General features: G+C 66.5%; 17 protein-coding genes. 10 read left to right on the top strand and 7 right to left on the bottom strand.

The window, feature by feature from the left end; all coding sequences use genetic code 11:
• Window positions 1–17: 17 nt before the first annotated feature.
• The 4 genes from ACT54L_RS00085 to ACT54L_RS00070 are packed head-to-tail and all read right to left on the bottom strand — an operon-like array spanning window position 18 to window position 5,167.
• Complete coding sequence (locus tag ACT54L_RS00085) at window positions 18–593, bottom strand: sarcosine oxidase subunit gamma (RefSeq protein WP_476083499.1); 576 nt, start codon at window positions 591–593, stop codon at window positions 18–20.
• A 12-nt stretch (window positions 594–605) separates the two neighbouring features.
• Window positions 606–3,614, bottom strand: coding sequence for a sarcosine oxidase subunit alpha family protein (locus ACT54L_RS00080; protein ID WP_476083498.1), 3,009 nt, complete (start codon window positions 3,612–3,614; stop codon window positions 606–608).
• The gene (locus ACT54L_RS00075; RefSeq protein ID WP_476083497.1) at window positions 3,614–3,904 is read right to left on the bottom strand and encodes a sarcosine oxidase subunit delta; all 291 of its coding nucleotides are present in this window, start codon (window positions 3,902–3,904) and stop codon (window positions 3,614–3,616) included. The genes ACT54L_RS00080 and ACT54L_RS00075 overlap by 1 nt, the downstream gene beginning before the upstream one ends.
• A gap of 9 nt (window positions 3,905–3,913) precedes the next feature.
• Window positions 3,914–5,167 (bottom strand): sarcosine oxidase subunit beta family protein, encoded by a 1,254-nt coding sequence (locus ACT54L_RS00070; protein WP_476083496.1) that lies wholly within the window; start codon window positions 5,165–5,167, stop codon window positions 3,914–3,916.
• Window positions 5,168–5,201: 34 nt separating this feature from the next.
• On the opposite strand from ACT54L_RS00070, the gene ACT54L_RS00065 reads away from it, so the two are divergent.
• Window positions 5,202–6,326: a GlxA family transcriptional regulator gene (locus ACT54L_RS00065; protein ID WP_476083495.1), complete on the top strand. Its 1,125-nt coding sequence runs from the start codon at window positions 5,202–5,204 to the stop codon at window positions 6,324–6,326.
• A gap of 30 nt (window positions 6,327–6,356) precedes the next feature.
• On the opposite strand, the gene ACT54L_RS00060 is transcribed toward ACT54L_RS00065, so the two are convergent.
• Both ACT54L_RS00060 and ACT54L_RS00055 read right to left on the bottom strand, forming a co-directional pair.
• Entirely contained in the window at window positions 6,357–8,447 is a 2,091-nt protein-coding gene (locus ACT54L_RS00060; RefSeq protein WP_476083494.1) for a methyl-accepting chemotaxis protein, read from the bottom strand.
• Between the two features lie 82 nt (window positions 8,448–8,529).
• The gene (locus tag ACT54L_RS00055) at window positions 8,530–9,426 is read right to left on the bottom strand and encodes a LysR family transcriptional regulator (protein WP_476083493.1); all 897 of its coding nucleotides are present in this window, start codon (window positions 9,424–9,426) and stop codon (window positions 8,530–8,532) included.
• 130 nt (window positions 9,427–9,556) lie between these two features.
• Here ACT54L_RS00055 and ACT54L_RS00050 point away from each other — a divergent pair, with 130 nt between their 5' ends.
• The 9 genes from ACT54L_RS00050 to ACT54L_RS00010 all read left to right on the top strand — a co-directional run bounded on the left by ACT54L_RS00050 (window position 9,557) and on the right by ACT54L_RS00010 (window position 18,514).
• The gene (locus ACT54L_RS00050) at window positions 9,557–10,261 is read left to right on the top strand and encodes an isochorismatase family protein (protein WP_476083492.1); all 705 of its coding nucleotides are present in this window, start codon (window positions 9,557–9,559) and stop codon (window positions 10,259–10,261) included.
• Window positions 10,262–10,380: 119 nt separating this feature from the next.
• Window positions 10,381–11,448 carry an ABC transporter substrate-binding protein gene (locus tag ACT54L_RS00045; RefSeq protein WP_476083491.1) on the top strand — a complete coding sequence of 356 codons (1,068 nt, stop codon included), beginning with the start codon at window positions 10,381–10,383 and terminating at the stop codon, window positions 11,446–11,448.
• Window positions 11,449–11,528: 80 nt separating this feature from the next.
• Window positions 11,529–12,431 carry an ABC transporter permease gene (locus tag ACT54L_RS00040; protein ID WP_476083490.1) on the top strand — a complete coding sequence of 301 codons (903 nt, stop codon included), beginning with the start codon at window positions 11,529–11,531 and terminating at the stop codon, window positions 12,429–12,431.
• A 13-nt stretch (window positions 12,432–12,444) separates the two neighbouring features.
• Complete coding sequence (locus tag ACT54L_RS00035; RefSeq protein WP_476083489.1) at window positions 12,445–13,251, top strand: ABC transporter permease; 807 nt, start codon at window positions 12,445–12,447, stop codon at window positions 13,249–13,251.
• A gap of 12 nt (window positions 13,252–13,263) precedes the next feature.
• A complete protein-coding gene (locus ACT54L_RS00030; protein ID WP_476083488.1) occupies window positions 13,264–14,334 on the top strand; it encodes an ABC transporter ATP-binding protein in 1,071 nt (356 codons plus the stop codon).
• An 82-nt stretch (window positions 14,335–14,416) separates the two neighbouring features.
• Window positions 14,417–15,391 carry a dipeptidase gene (locus tag ACT54L_RS00025; protein WP_476083487.1) on the top strand — a complete coding sequence of 325 codons (975 nt, stop codon included), beginning with the start codon at window positions 14,417–14,419 and terminating at the stop codon, window positions 15,389–15,391.
• Window positions 15,392–15,535: 144 nt separating this feature from the next.
• Complete coding sequence (locus ACT54L_RS00020; RefSeq protein ID WP_476083486.1) at window positions 15,536–16,060, top strand: DUF5943 domain-containing protein; 525 nt, start codon at window positions 15,536–15,538, stop codon at window positions 16,058–16,060.
• 104 nt (window positions 16,061–16,164) lie between these two features.
• Window positions 16,165–16,920 carry an amino acid ABC transporter ATP-binding protein gene (locus tag ACT54L_RS00015; protein ID WP_476083485.1) on the top strand — a complete coding sequence of 252 codons (756 nt, stop codon included), beginning with the start codon at window positions 16,165–16,167 and terminating at the stop codon, window positions 16,918–16,920.
• A 76-nt stretch (window positions 16,921–16,996) separates the two neighbouring features.
• Complete coding sequence (locus ACT54L_RS00010; RefSeq protein WP_476083484.1) at window positions 16,997–18,514, top strand: ABC transporter substrate-binding protein/permease; 1,518 nt, start codon at window positions 16,997–16,999, stop codon at window positions 18,512–18,514.
• A gap of 95 nt (window positions 18,515–18,609) precedes the next feature.
• Here the strand turns inward: ACT54L_RS00010 and ACT54L_RS00005 are convergent, their stop codons facing one another.
• Window positions 18,610–20,613: a peptidoglycan DD-metalloendopeptidase family protein gene (locus ACT54L_RS00005; protein ID WP_476083483.1), complete on the bottom strand. Its 2,004-nt coding sequence runs from the start codon at window positions 20,611–20,613 to the stop codon at window positions 18,610–18,612.
• Window positions 20,614–21,402 lie beyond the last annotated feature (789 nt).

Raw genomic sequence — 21,402 nt, 5'->3', positions numbered from 1 at the left:
GGGAGAGAAGAAGGCGGTCAGGTCGCCTGGAATTCCAATGCGGCCTCAGTGAGGAAACCGTGCACATAGTTGGCGAAGGAACGCCAGCACTCCACGCGATAGATGTGCTCGGTGCCCGGACGGATCAGCACGACTTCCGCCTTGCCCAGCAAGGTGCGGGTGGCCGAGCCCGCCGGGAAGGCGGCGTCTGACAGATCCAGCGCGCAGCCGGCATTGAGGACGGCGGTGGCCTGCGCCCCGGCGACCGCGATGCCCACATTGCGATGGCCCACTTCCACCAGCGAATGATGGGTGCCGGAAAGGGCATCGGCGACCGCGCGGCCGGCGGCCTCGTCCACATCGCGGGAGATCAACAGCCATTCGTCGGGCCCGAGGCGGGCGGCAAGTCCCGCATCGGTGGACCGGCAGGAATTGAGCGGGCCGGAGAGGTCGAAACCGCCGGCGCTGCCGATGGATGCGGCCCGCGCCGGACCGAGCCGCAGCACATAGCGCGCCACCGGGGGCAGGGGGGCGATGCTCGCCGCGGCGAGCAAGGCGAGCCGTCCGGGCGCGAGGGCGGGTGTGCGGGCAGCGGGAGAGGTGATGGTGGCCATGGGTTCAGCTCCTCACGCGGCGGCTGCGGGCTGCGGCGTGCCGTTCACGCGCGTGCCCTTGGCATCGAAAAAGACCGGCTCCACCACCTTCACGGCGGCAAAGCCCTCTGGCGTGGTGACATGGAGGCGCGTGCCCAGGCGCGCCCGCCCGCCGGAGACCAGCGCCAGCGCGATGGATCGCCCGCAGGCATCGCTCCAATAGGACGAGGTGACATGGCCGATCATGGTCATGGGAAAGGGTTGGTTGGTGTCGGTCACGATCTGCGCGCCTTCGTCCAAGACGATCTTGGGATCATCGGTGAGCAGCCCCACCAATTGCTTGCGATCCGCCCGCAGCATGTCGGGGCGCACCAAGGAGCGCTTGCCGACGAAATCGGGCTTCACCTTCGACACCATGCCGCCGAGGCCGAGATCGTCCGGCGTCACCGTGCCGTCCGTATCCTGGCCGACAATGATGAAGCCGCGCTCCGCGCGCAGAACGTGCATGGTCTCGGTGCCGTAGGGCGTGATGCCATAAGCCTGCCCGTTCTCACACAGGGCTTCCCACACCGCCTGGGCATGGTCTGAGGGCACATTGATCTCAAAGCCCAGCTCGCCCGTGAATGAGACGCGGAAGAGCCGGGTCGGCACGCCCAGGATGTGGCCCGTGCGCACGCTCATGTGCGGGAAGGCCTCGGGCGAGAGGTCGATGTCGTCAACCAGCGGCGCCAGCACCTCACGAGCCTTGGGCCCCTGGAGGGCGATCACCGCCCACTGCTCGGTGGTGGAGGTGAGATACACCTTCAGGTCTGGCCACTCGGTCTGGAGATAGTCCTCCATGTGCGAGAGCACGCGGGGGGCGCCGCCGGTGGTGGTCGTCACATGGAAGCGGTCCGGCGCCATGCGGGCGACCACGCCGTCATCGAAGACGAAGCCATCTTCCTTCAGCATCAGGCCGTAGCGGCACTTGCCGGGCTCCAGCTTCAGCCAGGCGTTGGGATAGATGCGGTTCATGAACTCGGCCGCATCCGGCCCCACCACCTCGATCTTGCCCAGCGTGGACGCATCGAAGATGCCGACCCCCTCGCGCACCGCCCGGCATTCCCGCCGCACGGCCGCGTGCATGTCCTCGCCGGGCTTGGCGAAGTACCAGGCGCGGCGCCACAGGGCCACATTCTCGAACCGCGCGCCGTGGGCCACCGCCCAGTCATGGAGCGGTGCGGTGCGGATGGGATCGAACAGCGCGCCGCGTGACTGGCCAACAATGGCGCCGAAGGTGACCGGCGTGTAAGGCGGGCGGAAGGTGGTGGTGCCCACCTGCGGCACGTCCTTCCCGAGCGTCTGCGAAATGATGCCCAGGGCATTCATGTTCGAGCTCTTGCCCTGGTCGGTGGCCATGCCCGTGGTGGTGTAGCGTTTCACATGCTCGACGCTCTTGAAGCCCTCCTGCACGGCGAGCTTCACGTCCTTGGCGGTGACGTCGTTCTGGAAGTCGATGAAGGCCCGGACCTTGCGGGGCTCGGCGTCGGTGGGCATCACCCGCACCGGCTGGAAGCCGGTGAGGGAGGCGGGGGCGGCAAAATCGCGCGTGCCCGAAAGGCCCGCGGCCTGTGCGCCCGCCGCCCAGCCATCGGCGAGGCAGGCGGAAAGGTCATAGAGCCCCCGGCAGGCGCCGGCCGAACGATTGGCCTGGACCGGCGTGCCGGGCAGGAAGGCGTCAAGCGCGGGATCGAAGGCGAGCTTGCCGCGCGATTGCGAAAACAGGTGCACGGCGGGCGTCCAGCCGCCGGACATGCCCACGGCATCGCAGGCGAGCGTGCGGCGCGCGCCCACATTGCCACCGGAGACGGGCGCCACGATGAGGCCCGTCACGGCCTTGCGCCCGGTGGAGCCAACCACCGTGTGGGAGGTCAACACCTCCACGCCGGCGGCGCGGGCGGCGGCCAGTTCCGGCCCGCAGGCCTCTTCAGCCCGCAGATCGACGACGGTGACGTCCAAGCCGGCCGCCTTGCAGTCCAGCGCCGCCTGATAGGCGGACGCCCCGGTGGTGGCGATGACGATGCGCCGGCCGGGGAATGCGGCATAGCGGTTCACGAACACCCGGGTGCTTTCCGCCAGCATGATGCCTGGGCGGTCATTGTCGGCGAAGGCGAGCGGGCGCTCGTGGGAACCGGTGGCGATCACCACCTCCTTCGCGCGTACCTGCCAGAGCCGCTCACGCGGCAGGTTGGCGGCCGGCTTGGCGAGGGCATCGGTGACGCGCTCGGTGAGCACCACATGATTGTGGTTGTAATAGCCGAACGCCGTGGTGCGCGGCAGCAGCACCACGTTTTCGCGCGAAGCCAGGGCGGCCAGAGCCTGCGCGACGAAGGCCGAGGCGGGCGCGCCGTCGATGGTGGAGGTCAGATCGTGCAGCAGCGTGCCGCCCATCTCCGCCTGCTCGTCGGCGAGGATGACGCGCTTGCCACCTTCTGAGGCGGCCAAAGCGGCCGCAAGGCCAGCGGGGCCGGCGCCCACCACCAGCACGTCGCAATGGGCGTTGCGATGGACATAGCGATCCGGATCGGGCTCGGTGGGCGCGACGCCAAGGCCGGCGGCAGCGCGGATCACCGGCTCGTAGAGCTTGTGCCAGGCCTTGGCCGGCCACATGAAGGTCTTGTAGTAGAAGCCCGCCACGAAGATGGGCGCCAGCACATCGTTCACCGCACCGATGTCGGTTTCCAGCGAAGGCCAGTGGTTCTGCGTGGAGAGGGCGAGGCCATCGGTGGCTTCCACCACCGTGGCGCGGTTGTTGGGATCGGAGCGGCCAGGTCCTCGGCTCACGTTCAGGAGCGCGTTCGGCTCGTCGGAACCGTGGGAGAGGATGCCGCGCGGGCGGTGATACTTGAACGAGCGGCCCACCAGCTTCACGCCATTTGCGATGAGCGCGGACGCCACCGTGTCGCCGGGGCGCGCATCCAGTGCGGTGCCGTTGAAGGCGAGGCGGATCGTGCGGGTGCGGTCGATGCGGCCGCCGGCGGGCAGGCGATTGGTCTCGGCCATCACTTCGTCCCCTCGGTCAGGTCCGGGCGCGGCGTGCCCATGGGATAGGTGGCGATGAAGGCGTCCGAATAGGTGTCGCGCAGGGCGTTGAACCAGCGCCCGCAGCCATGGGCGTGGAGCCAGCGCTCCGCATGGCGGCCCTTGGGGTTGGAGCGCACATAGAGGAATTCGGCCCAGGCCGCGTCATCGAGCGCGGACGGGTCGGCGGGGCGGGCGATATGGGCCTCGCCGCCGCAGCGGAATTCGATTTCCGGCCGCGGGCCGCAATAGGGGCAGGTCACGAGCAGCATGGCAAAGCCTCAATGGGCCACAGCCGCCGCCGCCGCCTCGTCGATGAGGCGGCCGGTGCGGAACCGGTCCAGGGTGAAGGGGGCATTGATGGGGTGGGGCGCGCCGGTGGCGATGGTGTGCGCGAACACATGGGCCGAGCCCGGCGTCGCCTTGAACCCGCCCGTGCCCCAGCCGCAATTCACATAGAGGCCGGGCACCGGCGCGAGGCCGATGATGGGCGAGCGGTCCGGCGTCACATCCACGATGCCGCCCCAGGAGCGCAGCATCTTCATGCGCGTGAATTGCGGCAGCAGCTCCACAATGGCGTCGAGCGTGTGGGTGGTGATGTGCAGGCCGCCCTGCTGGGAATAAGAGGTGTATTGGTCCGTGCCGGCGCCGATCACCAGTTCGCCCTTGTCGGACTGGGAAATATAGGCATGCACCGCGTTCGACATCACGACGCACGGGAAGCACGGCTTCACCGGCTCGGACACCAGCGCCTGCAGGGGGAAGCTCTCCAGCGGCATGCGCACGCCGGCCATGGCCATGAGCACGCTGGTATGGCCCGCCGCCGAGACGCCGACGCGCTTGGAGCGAATGGTGCCGCGCGTCGTCTCCACCCCCGTCACCGCCCCGTCGGGGCCGCGCAGGATGCCGGTGACCTCGCAATTCTGGATGATGTCCACGCCGCGCGCATCGGCGCCGCGCGCATAGCCCCACACCACCGCGTCATGCCGCGCCGAGCCGCCCCGGCGCTGGAGCGCGCCGCCGACGATGGGGTAGCGGATGTCCGGGGAGATGTTCAGCTGCGGACAGAACTCCTTCACCTGCTCGCGGGTCAGCCACTCATTGTCGATGCCGTTGAGGCGGTTGGAATAGACGTGGCGCTTGAAGCTCTGCACGTCGTGCTGGGTATGGGCCAGCATGAGCACGCCGCGCGCCGAATACATGACGTTGTAGTTGAGGTCCTCGGAGAGGCCCTCCCACAGCTTCAACGCATGCTCGTAGAGCGCGGCGCTTTCGTCATAGAGATAGTTGGAGCGGATGATGGTGGTGTTGCGGCCCGAATTGCCGCCGCCGATCCACCCCTTTTCCAGCACCGCCACATTGGTGAGGCCGTGTTCCTTGGCTAGGTAATAGGCCGCGCCAAGGCCATGGCCGCCGCCGCCTACGATGATGGCGTCGTATTGCGCCTTGGGCTCGGGATCGCGCCATTGGGGCGTCCAGCCCTTATGGGCGTTGGCCGTCTCCTTCAGGAGCGAGAACAGGGAAAAGGAACGCATCAGCCACCTCGGCCGGATCGAGTGTGACGGCACAATGGGCCTGTGGCGCCTTTCCATCTTGCATCGGCGCGACTATGGTCTGGAACAAATGCGACATTCTCAGCCGGCAAGGGCAGGGGCATCCTCCCGACCTCCGCCCCGCGCCAAGCTCAGGGTCGGCTTTGTGCTGATGCACAACTTCACCCTCACCGCGTTTTCCACCTTTGTGGACGTGCTGCGCCTTGCCGCCGACGAGGGCGACCGGTCGCGCCCCATCGAATGCGCCTGGCAGGTCATGAGCCCGCGCCGGCTGCCCGCCCGCTCGTCCTGCGGCATCGAGATCCAGCCCACCTCCGAGCTGACCGATCCGGCGGGCTTTGACTATGTGGTGGTGGTGGGTGGCCTTCTGCATGGCATGCCGCCTCTGCCGCCGGAGATCGGTGCCTATCTCTCCCGCGCCGCGCAGGCGGGGGTGAAGCTGGTGGGGGTGTGCACGGGCAGCTTCGTGCTGTGCCGCCTCGGCCTCATGGCGGGACGCAAATGCTGCGTCAGCTGGTATCACTACCGGGATTTCCTGGAGGAGTTCCCCGCCCTCGTGCCGGTGGCGGACCGGCTGTTCGTTCGCGATGGCGACCGCATCACCTGCCCCGGCGGCACAGGCGTGGCCGATCTGGCCGCGCGGCTGGTGCAGGATCATCTGGGCGCGGCGGCGGCGCAGAAGGCGTTGAACATCCTTCTCATCGACCGTCCCCGCTCGGAGGAGAGCGCCCAGCCTGTGCCGCTCGGCAGCGCGCCGAGCGATGACAGCCGGGTCTCGCGCGCCTTGCTGCTGATGGAGCAGAACCTGGCCGAGCCGCTGTCCATCGCGGACATTGCCGGGCGCCTCGGCCTTGGTGCGCGGCAATTGGAGCGCCTGTTCGGCGAGGCCATGGGCGAGAGCCCCCAGGCGGCCTATCTGGCGCTGCGCCTGCGCCACGGGCGCTGGATGCTCCAGAATACCGCCCTCTCCGTCGCCCAGGTGGCGGCGGAGCTGGGCTTTGCCGATGCCTCCCATTTCGGCCGGGCGTTCAAGGCCAGCCATGGCCAGACACCGGCGACCTTCCGCAAAGGACAGTTGGCCGCCGGTGCTGCCACGGCCAGCACCGCACGGGAGAATGCGGACCGGCGCGTCTTCGACTGAGCCGCGACTGCGTCGCGAGTGGGCCGCCCGTCAGGCGGCGCGGACGGTGGCGAGGAAGGCCGCCATTTGCTGTTCCAGGCGGCGGGTCTGTTCGGAAAGGGCCCCGGCGGCGCCCAGCACCATGCCCGCCGCCGCACCTGCCTCGTCGGCATTCTTGGCCACGTCGGTGATGAGCCCGCTCACGGAATTGGTGCCGGTGGCGGCCTGGTCCACATTGTGCACGATCTCGCGGGTGGCGACGCCCTGCTGCTCCACGGCGGTGGAAATCTCCTGGGCGAAGTCGCGCATCATGCCGATCTGGGTGCTGACACCCTCGATCACGGTCACGGCCTGCTGGGTGGCGGCCTGGATTTCCCCGATCTGGGTCTCGATCTCTTCCGTCGCCTTGGCGGTCTGGGAGGCGAGTTCCTTCACCTCCGCGGCCACCACCGCAAAGCCCTTGCCTGCCTCGCCGGCGCGCGCCGCCTCGATGGTGGCGTTCAGCGCGAGCAGATTGGTCTGGGAGGCGATGGTGGAGATGAGGCCGATGAAGTCGCCGATCCGGGCCGCCGCACTGGACAGATGGCGGATCACTTCGCCCGTCTTGGCGGCCTCTGCCACCGCGCTGGCGGACAATTCGGTGGATTTGCGCACCTGGCGGGCGATCTCGTCCACGGACGCGCCCATCTCCTCGGCGGCGCTCGCCACCACCACCACATTGCTGGAGGCCTGGGTGGCCGCGGCCGCCACGGCGATGGAGCGGCTGGAGGTCAGTTGGGCGACGCCGGTCATGCGCTCGGCGGTCTTGTGCAGTTCGCCGGAGGCCTGAGACACATGGCCGATGATGCTGCCCACTTCGCCCTGGAAGCGATCGGCCAGCGCCAGCATGCCACGACGGCGCTCCTCTTCCGCCGACCGGCGGGCATGCTCGTTTTCACGCTCCAGCTCGGCATTGCGCAGGAGCTGGTCCTTGAACACCAGGAGCGTGTTGGCCATGGAGCCGATCTCGTCGCGCCGGCCGGTGCCGGGCACGGCCACGGCATAGTTCCCGGCGGCCAGCTCCGTCATGGTGCGGGTGAGGGCGGAGACGGGGCGCACCACGCGGCCGATCACCACGGCAAGCCCGAACACGGCCATGGCGATGCTGAGGACCAGGACCGCGCCATAGGTGAAGAAGGAGACCTTGGCAGCAGACTGGGCGTTCTCGGCCAGAGACAGCAGGCTGTCCAGGGCGACGCTCGCCACGTCGGCGATGGAGGTCAGCTTGGGCGTGACGATATTGCGCCAGGTGTCAATGGAGAAGGACGGGGCCTGGCCGTTGCTCATCCGCTTGATCTCGGCTTCACGCGTAGCCAGGAACGAGCCAGCGAAATATTCGGCCTGCGCTGTAGCAACGGCGGCCTTGAGCGCAGCAGGCGTGCTGTCGGCATCCACGATCTCGCGCACCGTCTTCCAGGCGAATTCGGCCTGCGCATCATTGATGGTCAGGCCGCGGACTTCCTGCGGAGTGAAGGGGCGCTGTTCGGCGAAGGCGGTGTTCAGGGATAGAGCAGAGCGTCCAGCAAAAGTTCGCGTCGCCCAGCCCATGGAGCGGGCGAGCAGCAGTTGCGACATGGCTGGGTCGAGGTCGCGGATGTCGGCCTCCACCGTGTTGGCGGTGACCTCGAGTGCGTCGATGAGGGCCTGCCCGTCGTCGGTGGCGCTGCGGTACACAGCCGGGTCGCGCTTGTCGAGCGGGCGCGCCAGGTTTTCGTCGATGCGCTTGCGCACCGCGACAACCGCGGCGTACCGCGCCTTGAGCCGATCGATGACCTCGCGACGCGACGGATTGGCCTGTTGAACCAGCGCGGAGAGGGCGGCGGTCATGGAGGTTTCCACGATGGCCCGATCCTTCAGCATCTGGGACCGCAGGCCCTCGATGTCTCCGGCCGCCAAAAGGGAGGTTGTGGCACCGCCCCGCTCGAAGCGGAATATGGAGAGGGCGCGGAAGAGATCCCGATCGATCCGCGCATCCTCTGCCACCTGCTGGGCGGCGACATAGGTCTGGTAGGATTTGTAGAGCGCCACGGAGCAAAGCGCCGCCATGATGGCGCTTAACACGCAGAACAGGGAAACCAGCGTGGTCTTGATGGAAAGCTGCATGGCCGGGCTCGCATTCGGGGCTTTAAGGCCTCACCCTAAGGCCGCTTGCTGGCCCGGGGCTTGCGGCGTGCCTTCCTTAACGTCAAGCCTTGCCGCCCCACACCCGCTCCAGAAACTCGGTGAAGACCTGCACACTGGGCGACTGGATAGGGGTCGACCACACCGCGTGGGTGGGAATGGGGTCGGGCACGTCGTCCAGGGACCGGATGACGATGCCGCGTCGCTGCAGATTGCGGACGCAGCTGGCGTAGACGGTGACCCCCACCCCCGCCGCCACCAGGCCGAAAATGCCTTCCGATGAGGAGGCCTCCTGCACGATGTCGGGATGGAAGCCATGGCGGTGGCACAATTGGAACAGGTCCCGGCGATAGGCCCCCCAATTCTCGCCGGTGCCCAGCACGAAGGGTTCGCCTGCAAGATCGGCGAGGCGCAGTGTCCGCACGTTGGATAAGGGATGGGTGACGGGGAGGAGCGCCACGTGCCTGTCGCTGTCGAAGGGATAGGAGACCATGGTCTCGCTCTCGAACGCGCCGATCATGAAGCCCACGTCGATGCGATCCGCCAGCAGCGCCTCCTGCTGCTTCAGCGTGGGCACGAAGGACAATTCAAGCCGGATTTCCGGCCGGTAGCGGCTGAAGGCGCGCAGCAGTTCGGGGAGCCGGCCATTGATGGCGAAGTCCATGTAGCCGATGCGCAAGGTGCCGGTGAGGCCCGTGGCGGTGCGCCGGGCCATGGTGACCGCCCGCTCCAGATGGTCGAGGCCCGAGCGGCAATGGATCTGGAAGGCCTTGCCCGCGTCCGTCAGTTCCACCGAGCGGGTGGTGCGCCGGAGCAGCGGCACGCCCACTTCCCGCTCCAGCTCGCCGATGAGGCGGCTCATGCCCGGCTGGGTCATGTTGAGGCGAGTGGCAGCGCGGCTGAAGTGCAGTTCCTCCGCCAGGACGAGGAAGCTGCGGATGTGGCGGAGGTCGTAGCGCATGGTGCATTCATAACAACGTGGGAATGAAAGAACGTCAAATTAGAATTTCCCGTTCTCGATTGCCGGCTCCATCCTGCCTCTCATGCTCCCCGCCGCGGAGGGAAGCGTCCCCCAAGGAAGGATTGGACCCATGTCGTTCGACAAGGAATTGGACGCGGCACTCAATGCGGCGTTCGAGAAGGCGACCGCCCTCTATCAGACCCGCGGCTTCCAGCGCCGCGTCGGCTTCGGCCGGCGTCCCGCTCTGGTGAATGTGGATCTTGCCAATGCCTGGACTCGTCCCGGCAATCCTTTCACCTGCGAGAATATCGACGAGCAGATCATCCCCGGCGTGCAGGCCCTGCTGGCCGCCTGCCGCCGCAACGGCCATCCGGTGGTCCATGTGACCACTTGCTACCAGGTGACCGACCCCACCGTCGCCGCCACCGACATGGGCCTGTGGCATTGCAAGATCCCCGTTGAGGTGGTGGCCGCCGACAAGCCGGACCTGTGGGCCATCGACAGCCGCATCGAGCCCATTGCCGGTGAGCAGGTGCTCATCAAGAAGCGCGCCTCCGCCTTTGCCGGCACCTATCTGTCCGGCTTCCTGAAGGCCAATGGCGTGGACACCATCCTGGTGACCGGTGTCACGGCTTCGGCCTGCGTGCGCACCACCTTGTGCGACGGCCTTGCGGAAGGCTTCCGCACCATCGCGGTGAAGGAGTGCATCGGCGACCGCGTGCCCGGCGCCGTGGCGTGGAACCTGTTCGACATCGACGCCAAGTTCGCCGACGTGGAGCCCCTGTCCCGCTGCATCCAATATCTGGACGAGGTCGGCACCCGCGCCGCCGCCTGACCTGAACTCACCGCCCGCGGGCCAGCCCCGCGGGCGCTTCGAGGTGCCGGCATCCGTGTCGGCCTTTGCACAAAAACAAAACAGACCTTCCAAACAAAAACACACCTCCAGAGGCGATCATGACCAAGACCATCGACAGCCTTCTCGGCGCACCCTCGCGCCGCTCCGTGCTCGTGGGCCTGGGGGCCGCGGGCCTTGCCATGGCCGGTTCGCGTGGCGCCCTCGCGCAGGAAAAGACCCTCGTCGTCTCCAACTGGGGCGGCGACTGGAACGAGCGCACCCGCAAGTTCGTGGAAATCCCCCTGGTGGAGAGCAAGGGAATCAAGGTGGTCAACGACCTCGGCATGGAGCCCGAGCGCAAGGCCAAGCTGCTGGCCGAGAAGCGGCTGCGGCGTGGCACGGTGGACGTGGTCCATCTCAATGAGGGCGACGCCTATGAGATGTTCAGCCAGGATGTGCTGGCCGACATCGACTTTGCCAAGGTGCCCAATTATGCCGATGTGGTCCCCTCGCTGAAGACCAAGCCCTATTTCGTGCCCTGGCTCTATAGCGGCGTGGTCATCATCTACAACAAGGACAAGGTGCCCAATCCGCCGAAGTCCTACGAAGAGCTGTGGGACAAGAAGTGGGCCGGCAAGCTCGGTCTCACCAACCAGCTCTACTTCAATTATGTGATGATGGCTGGCCTCATCAAGGGCGGCTCGGTCACCAACACGGAAGAGGGCAAGAAGCGCCTGGTGGCGCTGAAGGAACTCACCCAGCCGCGCATCTATGCCGCCCACCAGCAGCTCGCCGCCGGCCTTGCCAATGGCGAGGTGGACATTGCGGTGAACTACAAGGCGCGCGGCCTGCAATGGGCCAATGACGGCTCGCCGCTGGCCATCCAATATCCCGCCGAAGGTGCCATCGCCGTCATGTTCGGCGCCGCCTTGCCCAAGCGCGCGCCGAGCCCGGACCTCTCCACCATCTACTTCAACGCCATGCTCGACCCCAAGGCGATGGCCCAACTTGCCGCAGCCAGCTTCTACGCCCCCGCCAACGGCAAGGCGGAGCTTTCCCCCGAGCTCAAGGCCAAGATCGATTTCACGCCCGAGCAGGCCGCTGCGCTGAAATTCCCCGACTATGCCCATGTGGCCCAGAACACCTCCGAGTGGCTGGAATTCTGGAACAAGAGCATCACGCGCTGACGATGCTGCCGGCGCATGCCCGTCTGACGAGGCCTGCGCCGGCGTCCGCGAGCGAGGGCGGCCAAGTCTGGGAAGATGGGATGAGCGAGATGGCGGTTGTGGCCGGTCCCCCGTCCGGGGGCGGTGGGAAAAGGTGGCGGGTCTCGCCGGTCTTCGGGCTGGCGGGCCCCGCCAGCCTGTTCGTGGCCCTGGCGCTGCTGGGGCCGCTGGTGCTGATGTTCCGCTATTCGCTGAACCGCTTCGTGCCGGGCCAGCTGATGGTGGAGGCGCTGACGCTCGCCAACTACCAGAAGTTCTTCGCCGACGCCTTCTATCAGGAGGTGCTGTTCACCACGGTGTGGGTGTCGGCCCTCTCCACGCTCCTGTGCCTCGTGCTGGGCTTTCCGGTGGCCTATGTGCTGGTGCGCCAAGCCTCGGCCCGCTGGAAGGGCGTGCTGCTGATCCTCATCATCCTGCCCCTCCTCATGGGCAATGCGGTGCGCACCGCCGCCTGGATGGTGGTGCTCGGCGACAAGGGCCTCTTCAACGCCATCACTGCCCTCCTGGGCATGCCACCGGCGCGGATCATGTACACGCCCACCGCGGTGGTGATCGGCCTTGTCTCGGTGCTGCTGCCCTTCATGATCGTGACGCTGCAAAGCGTGCTGGAGGGCATTGACCGAAACCTTGAGGATGCGGCCTCTTCCCTGGGCGCGAGCCATGGCACGACGCTGTGGCGGGTGGTGCTGCCGCTCGCATTGCCGGGCATTCTGGCCGGCACCATGCTGTGCTTCATCCTCTCCATGAACGCCTATGCGACGCCGGTGCTCATTGGCGGGCCGCAATTCCACATGATGGCGCCCACCGTCTACCAGCAGGTGGCCAAGGTGATGAACTGGCCCTTCGGCGCGGCATTGGCTTTCGTGCTCATGGCGGTGACGCTGGTGCTGACCACCACGGCCAATGTGCTGGTGCAGCGGCATTATCGCCGCTGGTCCGAGTGAGGAGGGCGCGCCCATGAATCCCGCTCAGGTCGCCCGCCTCTATGGCGTCCTTTCCACCCTGGTGATGGCCTTCATCCTGCTGCCGCTCGTCGCCATCGTCTGGGTGAGCTTCTTCTCGAACCGCATCCTCGCCTTCCCGCCGGAGGGCTATACGCTCGCTTGGTATGCGCGGGCCTGGTCCATGGAGGCGTTCCGGGAGGGCTTCCTCACCTCGGTTCAGACCGCCACCTGCGCGGCATTCTTCTCGCTGCTGCTGGGCGTGCCGGCGAGCCTGGCCCTGGTGCGCTACCGCTTCTTCGGGCGGGAGGCGGTCCAGACCCTCCTGCTCGCGCCCATGATCGTGCCGGGCATCGTCGGCGGCGCCGCGCTCTTCATCTTCTATCTGGAGGCCGAGGTCCTGCTGGACGTGCAGATTGCGGGCACCTTGCCTGGCCTTCTCATCGCCCACACCCTCATCGCCTTGCCCTGGACGGTGCGGCTTGTGACCGCTGCCCTGGTTGGAGCCAACGCCTCCATCGAGGAAGCGGCGGCCAGCCTTGGCGCGGCGCCTTTCACGGTGTTCCGGCGGGTGACATTGCCGGTCATCAAGCCGGCGGTGGTGGCCGCGGCGCTGTTCTCCTTCGTGATTTCCTTCATCGATCTGGAAAAGTCCATCTTCCTGGTGGGGCCAGGCCGCACCACGCTTCAGATCGCTCTGGTCAACTATCTGGAATGGAACCTGGATTCCACGGTCGCGGCGGTCGCGAGCGTGCAGATCCTCATCATCGGCGTGCTCCTGATTGTCAGCGACCGCTATGCCCGGCTCAGCCGGGCCTTCTGAGGGAGGCGAGCCATGTCGGACGTGGTGCTGCAATCGGTGGTGAAGCGCTATGAGGCCATGGTCGCGGTGGACCATGTCTCCCTCGCCATCAAGGAAGGGGAGTTGGTGGCACTTCTGGGGCCGTCCGGCTGCGGCAAGACCACCACGTTGCGCATGATCGGTGGCTTCATCCCGGTCACCGAGGGGCGCATCCTGGTGGGCGGGCGTGATGTCACCGCTTTGCCGCCCTTCAAGCGCAACATGGGCTTCGGCTTCCAGAACTACGCGCTCTTTCCCCATATGAGCGTCGCCGAGAACGTGGCCTTCGGCCTCGAGATGCGAAAGGTCGTCAAGGCCGAGCGCGAGGCGCGGGTAAAGGCGGCGCTCGACCGCGTGCGGCTGGGTCACCTCGCAGCCCGCCTGCCCAAGCAATTGTCCGGCGGACAGCAGCAGCGCGTGGCGCTGGCCCGCGCGCTGGTGATCGAGCCGGATGTCCTCCTTCTCGACGAGCCCTTGTCCAACCTCGACGCGCAATTGCGGGCGGAGATGAAGGACGAGATCCGGGAGATCCAGCGCTCGCTGGGCATCACCACCATCTTCGTCACCCACGACCAGGATGAGGCGCTTTCCGTTGCGGACCGCGTGGTCGTGATGCAAGCCGGACGCATCGAGCAGGACGGCAGCCCGGACACGGTGTTCGAGACGCCGCGCTCCCATTTCGTGGCGCAGTTCATGGGCGTGACCAATCTCTTCAAGGGCGAGACCACGGCCGATGGCCGGTTCCGGCTGGGCGGCGGAGAGGTGATCGCGGTGCCAGCCCCGAAGGCCGCCGGGACGGCGCTCGCCTTTGCGCTCCGGCCCGAGCGCATCGAATTGGCGGATGAGGCGGGGGAGGGGGGCGAAAGCGCCAACCGCCTGGATGTGGAGATCGAGGCGGCCACCTATCGCGGCCTCGTCATCGACTATCGCCTGAAGACCGTCACCGGCCTCACCCTCATCGCCCGCCGCCCCGCACCGGCGGTCGGCGGTCCGCCGGCGCTGGAGAAGGGCCAGCGCGTCACCGCCCGCTGGCATGTGGAGGCGGGCGTCCTGGTTCCGGTTTGACATGACCGGGCGGCTGCCAAGGCGGGCGCCCACCCCAAAGAAAGGGCCGCCTCAGACCGGCCCGCGCAGAAGGAAGCAAAACGTGAGCAGCCTGCACGATCGGCTTGTCGTCATTGACGGCCTCATCATTTCTGATTTCGGCCCAGATATTTTCAAGGAGATGCGCAAGGGCGGCATCACCGCCGCCAATTGCACCTGCTGCGTGTGGGAGGGCTTCACCGAGACCATGCGCAATGTGGTCAAGTGGAAGACCTGGTTCCGCGAACATGCGGACCTCATCTCCCAGGTCTACACGACACAGGACATCTTGAAGGCCAAGGCCGAGAATAAGTCCGGCATCATCCTGGGCTGGCAGAACACCACGGGCATCGAGGACCAGATCGGCTATCTCGAACTGTTCCACGAGCTCGGCGTGCGCATCATCCAGATGACCTACAACACGCAGAATTTCGTCGGTTCCGGCTGCTATGAGAGCACCGACAGCGGCCTGTCCGACTATGGCCATGACGTGGTGGCCGAGATGAACCGGCTGGGCATTTTGTGCGACCTGTCCCATGTGGGGCCGAAGACCTCCCACGACACCATCGTCGCCTCCAAGCAGCGCGTCGCCTATTCCCACTGCCTGCCGGCGGGCCTGAAGGCCCATCCACGCAACAAGAGTGACGAGCAGCTCCGGTTCATCGCGGACAAGGACGGGTTTGTCGGCGTCACCATGTTCCCGCCCTTCCTGGAGAAGGGGCCGAACTCCACCGTCGACGATTATGTGGCGGCCATGGAATACGTCATGAATCTCGTCGGCGAGGACAAGGTGGGGGTGGGCACCGACTTCACCCAGGGCTATGGCAAGCCCTTCTTCGATTGGCTCACCCACGACAAGGGCTTCGGCCGCAAGCTCACCGACTTCGGCACGGTCATCAATCCGGAAGGCTTCCGCGAGATCGCCGACTTCCCGAACCTCACCGCTGCCATGGAAAAGCGCGGCTGGAGCGAGGCGCGCATCGAGAAGGTGATGGGCGGCAACTGGCTGCAACTGCTCAAGGACGTCTGGCGCGCCTGACGGCCTTTCACCTCCCGGCCGCCCCTGGGGCGCGTCCGGGATGCGCCCTGTGCCGCCCCTGCCGACCGGCCCGCCTCTGCCCTGACCGGATGTGGGCGGCAGGCCGGCATGGGGCGTTTTCCTGTTCAGAAGCGAGACGCGAGAATGGCGAAGCCTGAAATCGAGATCGACGTGGACCCGGCCACCGGCCAATGGTTCGTGGACAAGATGCCCATGATCCTGGTGCCCCAGCACTTCTACAACAACAACCATTTCGCCCTGGAAGCCGCGCTGGGCGCGGAAGGGCTCGATGCCGCCCTGGCGCCGGCGGGTCGCACCTCGGCCTATGTGTGGTGCAAGAAGCAGAGCGAGGTCTATGGCCTCTCCGGCCTCGACGTGTTCGCCCATTACATGAAGCGCCTGTCCCAGCGGGGCTGGGGCCGCTTCACCATCCTCGCCGCCGATCCCGCGGCAGGCACCGCCACCATCCGTCTCGACCATTCCTCCTTCGTCACGGATGAGACGCGCACCGCCGGCCGGCGCCTGTGCTACATGTTCGCGCCCTGGCTGAAGGGGGCCATGGAATTCGTCTGCGAGCAGGACGGTATCCCCCGCATTCTGCTCGCCGAGGAAGTGCAGTGTGCCGCCGAAGGGCACGACCATTGCGTGTTCGAGGTGCGGCCGGCCTGACCGAACGTGAGTCCTCCCCGAAAACCCCGTCACCTCAATGTCATACGTGACCTTTAGGCACGGTGGACACTGGCGGCAGGGTGTGCCGCGGGGGGGACTTCACGATGCAGCCGATCCTCAAGGTGGAGGACGTTCGCAAGTCGTTCGGGGCCGTTCAGATCCTCAAGGGCGTGAGCTTCAACATTGAGGAAGGCGATCTCGTCTCCATGATCGGCCCGTCCGGCTGCGGCAAGTCCACCTTGCTGCGCTGCCTGAACGGGCTCGAGACGATTGATGCCGGCGCCGTGGAAGCCTGCGGCGTTCGGATGGAGAAGAAGCCCTCCGTCACCCCCGAGAACTTTGCGGAAGCCGCCCATCGCCTGCGCAAGAATGTGGGCATGGTGTTCCAGAGCTTCAATCTCTTCCCCCACAAGACCTTGCATCAGAACGTCATGCTCGCCCCCATGGTGGTGAAGGGCATCGGCCGGGACGAAGCGGCCGCCAATGCCGAGCGCCTCCTGAAGAAGGTGGGGCTCTTCGAGCAGATGGACCGCTACCCCATCAACTTGTCCGGCGGCCAGCAGCAGCGCGGCGCCATCGCCCGCGCCCTCGCCATGGCGCCCAAGATCATGCTGTATGACGAGCCCACCTCCGCGCTCGATCCCGGCCTCGTGGACGAGGTGCTGGATGTGATGAAGGAGCTGGACGCCGAGGGGATGACGCAGATCGTCGTCACCCATGAAATGCGCTTCGCGCGGGATGCGTCCGACTACATCATCTTCATGGAGAAGGGGGAGATCGTCGAGATCTCCGACGAAGACGAGATCTTCGACAATCCCAAGGACCCGCGCACGCGCCAGTTCCTGCGCCGCTTCGTGTGACGGCGCCGGCCCGGCGCGCGCCGGGACGGACGTCTCCTTTCAGCATCCCGCCCGCCGCCTCGCTCCGGGGACCGCCATGCGCCTTCTTCTCGCTTTGCTCGTTTTCCTCGCCGCTGCCGTCCCCGCCCTGGCCCAAGGCCCGGCCAAGACGTTGGCCAAGCCGCCCTTGAAATATGGCGGGGATGCCACCTCCGGCGCCCCCTATACTTTCACCGATCCGGCGGACCCCAATCTCATCGAGGGCTTCGAGGTGGACATCATGAATGTCCTCGCCCCGAAGATGGGCCGCACGCCCCAGTTCGTGCAGAACGACTGGTCGAACCTCATTCCAGGCCTTGACGCCGGCCTCTATCAGGCAGTCATCAATGGCCTGGAAATCACGCCTGAGCATCAGGCGGCGGCGGATTTTTCCATCCCCTATTATGTCACCTACGGCCAGATCGTGATCCGCCGGGGCGACCCGGAATTGGCCGATCTTGCCGCCCTGCGCGGCAAGAAGGTGGGTACGCTCAAGGCCGGCCAGATGGAACGGGTGCTGCGCCAGTTCGGTGGCATCGACGTGCGCTCCTATGAAGAGGAGATCGACGCTTATTCCGATCTCAAGCTCAAGCGCATCGACGCCACCGTGATGGATTTCCCCATCGCGGTCTATTACGCCCAGCCCGACAGCCAACTGCAGTTTACCGGCGGCCCGGTGGGCCGGATCGAATATGGCATCGCGGTGAAGAAGGGGGCTGATCCCCAGCTGCTGGGCGAGATCAACCAGGCGCTCTCCGAGATGCAGAAGGACGGCTCCATGCGCCAGATCATGGACCGCTGGGCCATCTGGACGCCCATGATGGCCCAGATCACCGGCGATGACAGGCCCATGCAGGCCCAGCCGGTCGCCTATAACCGCTATGTGGAGGAGACCCAGCCCCAGGGCTGGATGGCGCAGATCAAGCGCTACGCCCGCTTCCTGCCCCAGCTCGGCCGGGCGGCGGTCATGACCATGGAGATTTCCATCCTGGCCATGATTATCGCGGTGGGTTTCGGCGCGACGCTGGCCCTGTGTCGGGTCTATGGCGGCACCGTGCTGGATCGCCTCGCCCAGGTCTATATCGAGGTGGTGCGCGGCACGCCGCTGCTGATCCAGGTGCTGTTCATTTATTACGGCCTGCCCAAGATCGGCCTGCAGCTGGAGCCGTTCGTGGCCGGCGTGCTGGCGCTCGGCTTCAATTATGCGGCCTATGAGGCGGAAAATTATCGCGCCGGCCTTCTGGCCATTCCCCGCACCCAGATGGAGGCGGCGGTCGCCCTCAACATGACGGAGCGCCAGTCGCTGCGCCATGTGGTCATCCCGCAGGCGGCCCGCATCGTCCTGCCGCCCACCACCAACGACTTCATCTCCCTCATCAAGGATTCCTCCCTGGTGTCGGTCATCTCTCTGGTGGAGCTGACCAAGACCTACGAGATGATCTCCACCACCTATTACGACTATTTCGGCACCGGCATCCTCGTGGCGGCGGTCTACCTGCTGCTGGGCCTGCCCTTCGTGCGCCTTGCCCATTGGGCGGAGCGCTATGCCAGCCGCGGCACCACCCGCGGCTCGTGAGGCCGAAAGCGCGCGGTCCATCCCCCGTGCGCCACGGCAGTCTCGCGCCATGACAGCGGGAACGGAGGGACCGGCGCGCCCGCCGGCCCGCCCGTTCAGCGGCTGGAAGAGGAGCTAGAGGTGGCCGACGCCACCTTGGGCGCCACCGGAGCGTGGCTCAACAGGGCCTCGATGCGGTCCTTCTCCTTGCGGAACTCCGCCAGGAAGCGCCCGTCCAGCGCCCGGCCGCGCGGCAGCTTGATGCGCATGGGGTCCACGAACGAGCCGTTGATCTTCACCTCATAATGCAGGTGCGGCCCGGTGGAGAGGCCCGAAGACCCGAGATAGCCGATGACCTGGCCCTGGCGGACTTGCTGGCCCACCCGCAGGCCCTTGGCGAAGCCGGACTGGTGCGAATAGGTGGTCACATAGCCGTTGGCGTGCTGGATTTCCGTATGCCGGCCATAGCCGGACTTCCAGTCCGCATAAATGACGGTGCCATTGCCGGCGGCGAAGATGGGCGTGCCCACAGCGTCCGACCAGTCGACACCAGTGTGCAGCTTGGAATAGCCGAGGATCGGGTGGCGGCGATAGCCGAAGGGCGAGCGCATGATGCCGCCCGCCATGGGCTTGCGCACCAGGAACTTCTTCGCGCTCTTTCCGTCCTCGTCGTAATAGTCGATGAGGCCGTCGTCCGAGGTCTGGAACCGATAATAGCGCTTGGTCTCGCCGGCGGTGGTGAGCGTCGCATAAAGCACTTCCGGCTCGCCATTCTCCTCGGTGTAGAGCACCTCGAAGGCATCGCCCGGCCGCACGCGGCGCTGGAAGTCCACATCGAAGGAATAGACCCGCACCAGGTCCGAAATCACCGAGCGGGGCACTTCGTTGCGCAGCGCCGTCTCGTAGAGGCTCTCATAGAGGCGGATGCCGGGGCCGTCGTCATCCCCATCCGCCTCCTCGGAGACACCCACCACATCGGTCTCGGTGGGTTCGGCCACCGACACGAAGCGGCCGGTGTCAGACATGGCGACCGTGCCCTCATGGCCGGCGTCGGAGAACAGCGAGACCCGAAGGGGGTGGATGACCTTGTCCTCGGACTGCAGGAGAAGACGCATGCGCAGCCCGTCCTTGACGGTGCCGTCGCGCCCGCGCTGGAAGGCGGCGGCAACCGCCCGGGCCTCGTCCTTGCTGACCCCGTTGTCGGTGAGGATGGAGACGATGGTGTCGCCCTTCTTCACCACGAAGGTCTGGTCGGTCCAGTCATTGCCGCCGGTGGTCTCGGGACTGGTCTTGCCGAGGAAGCTGACATTGTCCGGCAGTTCCGGCGGCGGGGCGGCCGCCGCCGTGGGCGGCAGCGCATGGGGGGGAAAGGGACCGGGGGTCGCATAGGCCAGCGCCGCGCCCGGCAGGGGCGGCCTCTGGGTGCCCGCGGTGATGGCGGCGGGCAGGCCGATGGGGGGCTGGAGGCGGGCGAGTTCCGCCACCTCGCGCACCTTGACGACCACCTGATCCATGGTGACGCCGGTGCCGAAATGGGTGCTGCCCGGCAGGCCGGAGAGATCGCGCGTGACCACCGTGACTTCGCCGGTGGGCTCGGCCTGGGGGGCGGCCTCTTCCTTGTCCACCGACTGGGCGACGATCTGGGCGGGGTTGAAGCGGGGAATATTGTTCGAGACGCTGGTTACCGTCATGGCGAGGTTCGCGTTCACGCGGGTGAACGGCCGCACCTTGATGATCTCCTTGTCCCCCACCTTGGTGGTCGTGGACAACCGGAAGGTCTGGCGGGCACTGGAGGCTTCCGAGAGGAGCGACATGCGATCGCCCTTGCGCGCCGCATTGGAGGTGCGCTCACCGGCAGCCAAGGTGTTGCGCAGGGCATTGCGCACGGTTTCCGGCATCAGGGCAAAGCGGTGATCGCCATCAAGGGCGGCATAGACCGCCCCGCCCATGAGGAAGCTGCCGCACAGGCCGGTGAGCAGTGTCGCCGTCAGCCAGCGGACGGAGACCCGTCGCCGGTCGATCTGCTGCTCGCCTCCGCCGACGCCCAGCGGCGGCTCATCGCCGAGCCCGGCCGCGCTTGTCGCGTCACGCCAGGAGCCGGCAGAACGTCTGTGCTGCAAATGGCAACCCTTATGTCTCGCCCCGCGCAGGCGGCGCACCCTCACCCCGGTTCGGCGTGAATTCCCGGCCCCGTGCCGGACTATGACACGCCTGTGCCGCGACGCTCCAGCATCGGGCGTGCGGATGTGAAGGGCAAGAGAAGGCAAAACGATGGCGGTGGGGAAAGTGACGCGGGCTTTGCGCAAGCCTGTCCACCAAAACCAAGCGCCTGACACATCGGCCGAAACCGGCAGGACAGCAATTCTCAGGGGCAGAGGTTCCGCGCGAGGGGCGTTCGGACGACGAGCGCACGGGGGGGCGGCGCGGCCGGAGGGGTAGCCACCACCCGCGGTGGGTCCATCCATGGACGAAGCCGACGAGGAAAAAGCTGTTCGGCAGCTGGGATCAAAGGTGGCGGGCGGTGGCATTCAACCACCCCCTGTGGACAAATCGGGGGTCGGCTAGACGTTGCGTCGCAACGATTTCCATGGTGCGATGCAGCGTTTCGTCCACAGCCGGCGCGGTGTCATAAACGCTCCATTTTGGGCCGGTGTTGACACGGCAAAGGGTCTGCCCCTATAACCCGCCCATCAACGACGGGCTGCGGCCGCGAGTTCAGCGGCTGGTTCGTCGTCTTTAGATGTCTCTCACGACTTGATGTTGTGATCGGCCGGCTCAGGCGCCGGGCGGAGGGGTGTCTGTTCCTATAGTGTGATGCTGTAGGGTGAGGGGCTTTGGTTCCTCGTGCTGTTTGACAGGTTGAAAAGAAGAAAGAGAAACGTGGACGGCGATGTCCTTGCGCGCTTCCG

The sequence above is a fragment of the Aquabacter sp. DMC10 genome (assembly GCF_056314145.1).
This window is presented reverse-complemented; position numbering and strand designations above follow the sequence as displayed.

What these genes read in the sequence shown, in the direction of transcription:
- ACT54L_RS00060 (WP_476083494.1), bottom strand. Translation starts at nt 8,447, where the DNA reads ATGCAGCTTTCCATCAAGACCACGCTGGTTTCCCTGTTCTGCGTGTTA.
- ACT54L_RS00045 (WP_476083491.1), top strand. Translation starts at nt 10,381, where the DNA reads ATGACCAAGACCATCGACAGCCTTCTCGGCGCACCCTCGCGCCGCTCC.
- ACT54L_RS00075 (WP_476083497.1), bottom strand. Translation starts at nt 3,904, where the DNA reads ATGCTGCTCGTGACCTGCCCCTATTGCGGCCCGCGGCCGGAAATCGAA.
- ACT54L_RS00010 (WP_476083484.1), top strand. Translation starts at nt 16,997, where the DNA reads ATGCGCCTTCTTCTCGCTTTGCTCGTTTTCCTCGCCGCTGCCGTCCCC.
- ACT54L_RS00070 (WP_476083496.1), bottom strand. Translation starts at nt 5,167, where the DNA reads ATGCGTTCCTTTTCCCTGTTCTCGCTCCTGAAGGAGACGGCCAACGCC.
- ACT54L_RS00050 (WP_476083492.1), top strand. Translation starts at nt 9,557, where the DNA reads ATGTCGTTCGACAAGGAATTGGACGCGGCACTCAATGCGGCGTTCGAG.
- ACT54L_RS00040 (WP_476083490.1), top strand. Translation starts at nt 11,529, where the DNA reads ATGAGCGAGATGGCGGTTGTGGCCGGTCCCCCGTCCGGGGGCGGTGGG.
- ACT54L_RS00055 (WP_476083493.1), bottom strand. Translation starts at nt 9,426, where the DNA reads ATGCGCTACGACCTCCGCCACATCCGCAGCTTCCTCGTCCTGGCGGAG.
- ACT54L_RS00065 (WP_476083495.1), top strand. Translation starts at nt 5,202, where the DNA reads ATGGGCCTGTGGCGCCTTTCCATCTTGCATCGGCGCGACTATGGTCTG.
- ACT54L_RS00035 (WP_476083489.1), top strand. Translation starts at nt 12,445, where the DNA reads ATGAATCCCGCTCAGGTCGCCCGCCTCTATGGCGTCCTTTCCACCCTG.
- ACT54L_RS00080 (WP_476083498.1), bottom strand. Translation starts at nt 3,614, where the DNA reads ATGGCCGAGACCAATCGCCTGCCCGCCGGCGGCCGCATCGACCGCACC.
- ACT54L_RS00015 (WP_476083485.1), top strand. Translation starts at nt 16,165, where the DNA reads ATGCAGCCGATCCTCAAGGTGGAGGACGTTCGCAAGTCGTTCGGGGCC.
- ACT54L_RS00085 (WP_476083499.1), bottom strand. Translation starts at nt 593, where the DNA reads ATGGCCACCATCACCTCTCCCGCTGCCCGCACACCCGCCCTCGCGCCC.
- ACT54L_RS00030 (WP_476083488.1), top strand. Translation starts at nt 13,264, where the DNA reads ATGTCGGACGTGGTGCTGCAATCGGTGGTGAAGCGCTATGAGGCCATG.
- ACT54L_RS00020 (WP_476083486.1), top strand. Translation starts at nt 15,536, where the DNA reads ATGGCGAAGCCTGAAATCGAGATCGACGTGGACCCGGCCACCGGCCAA.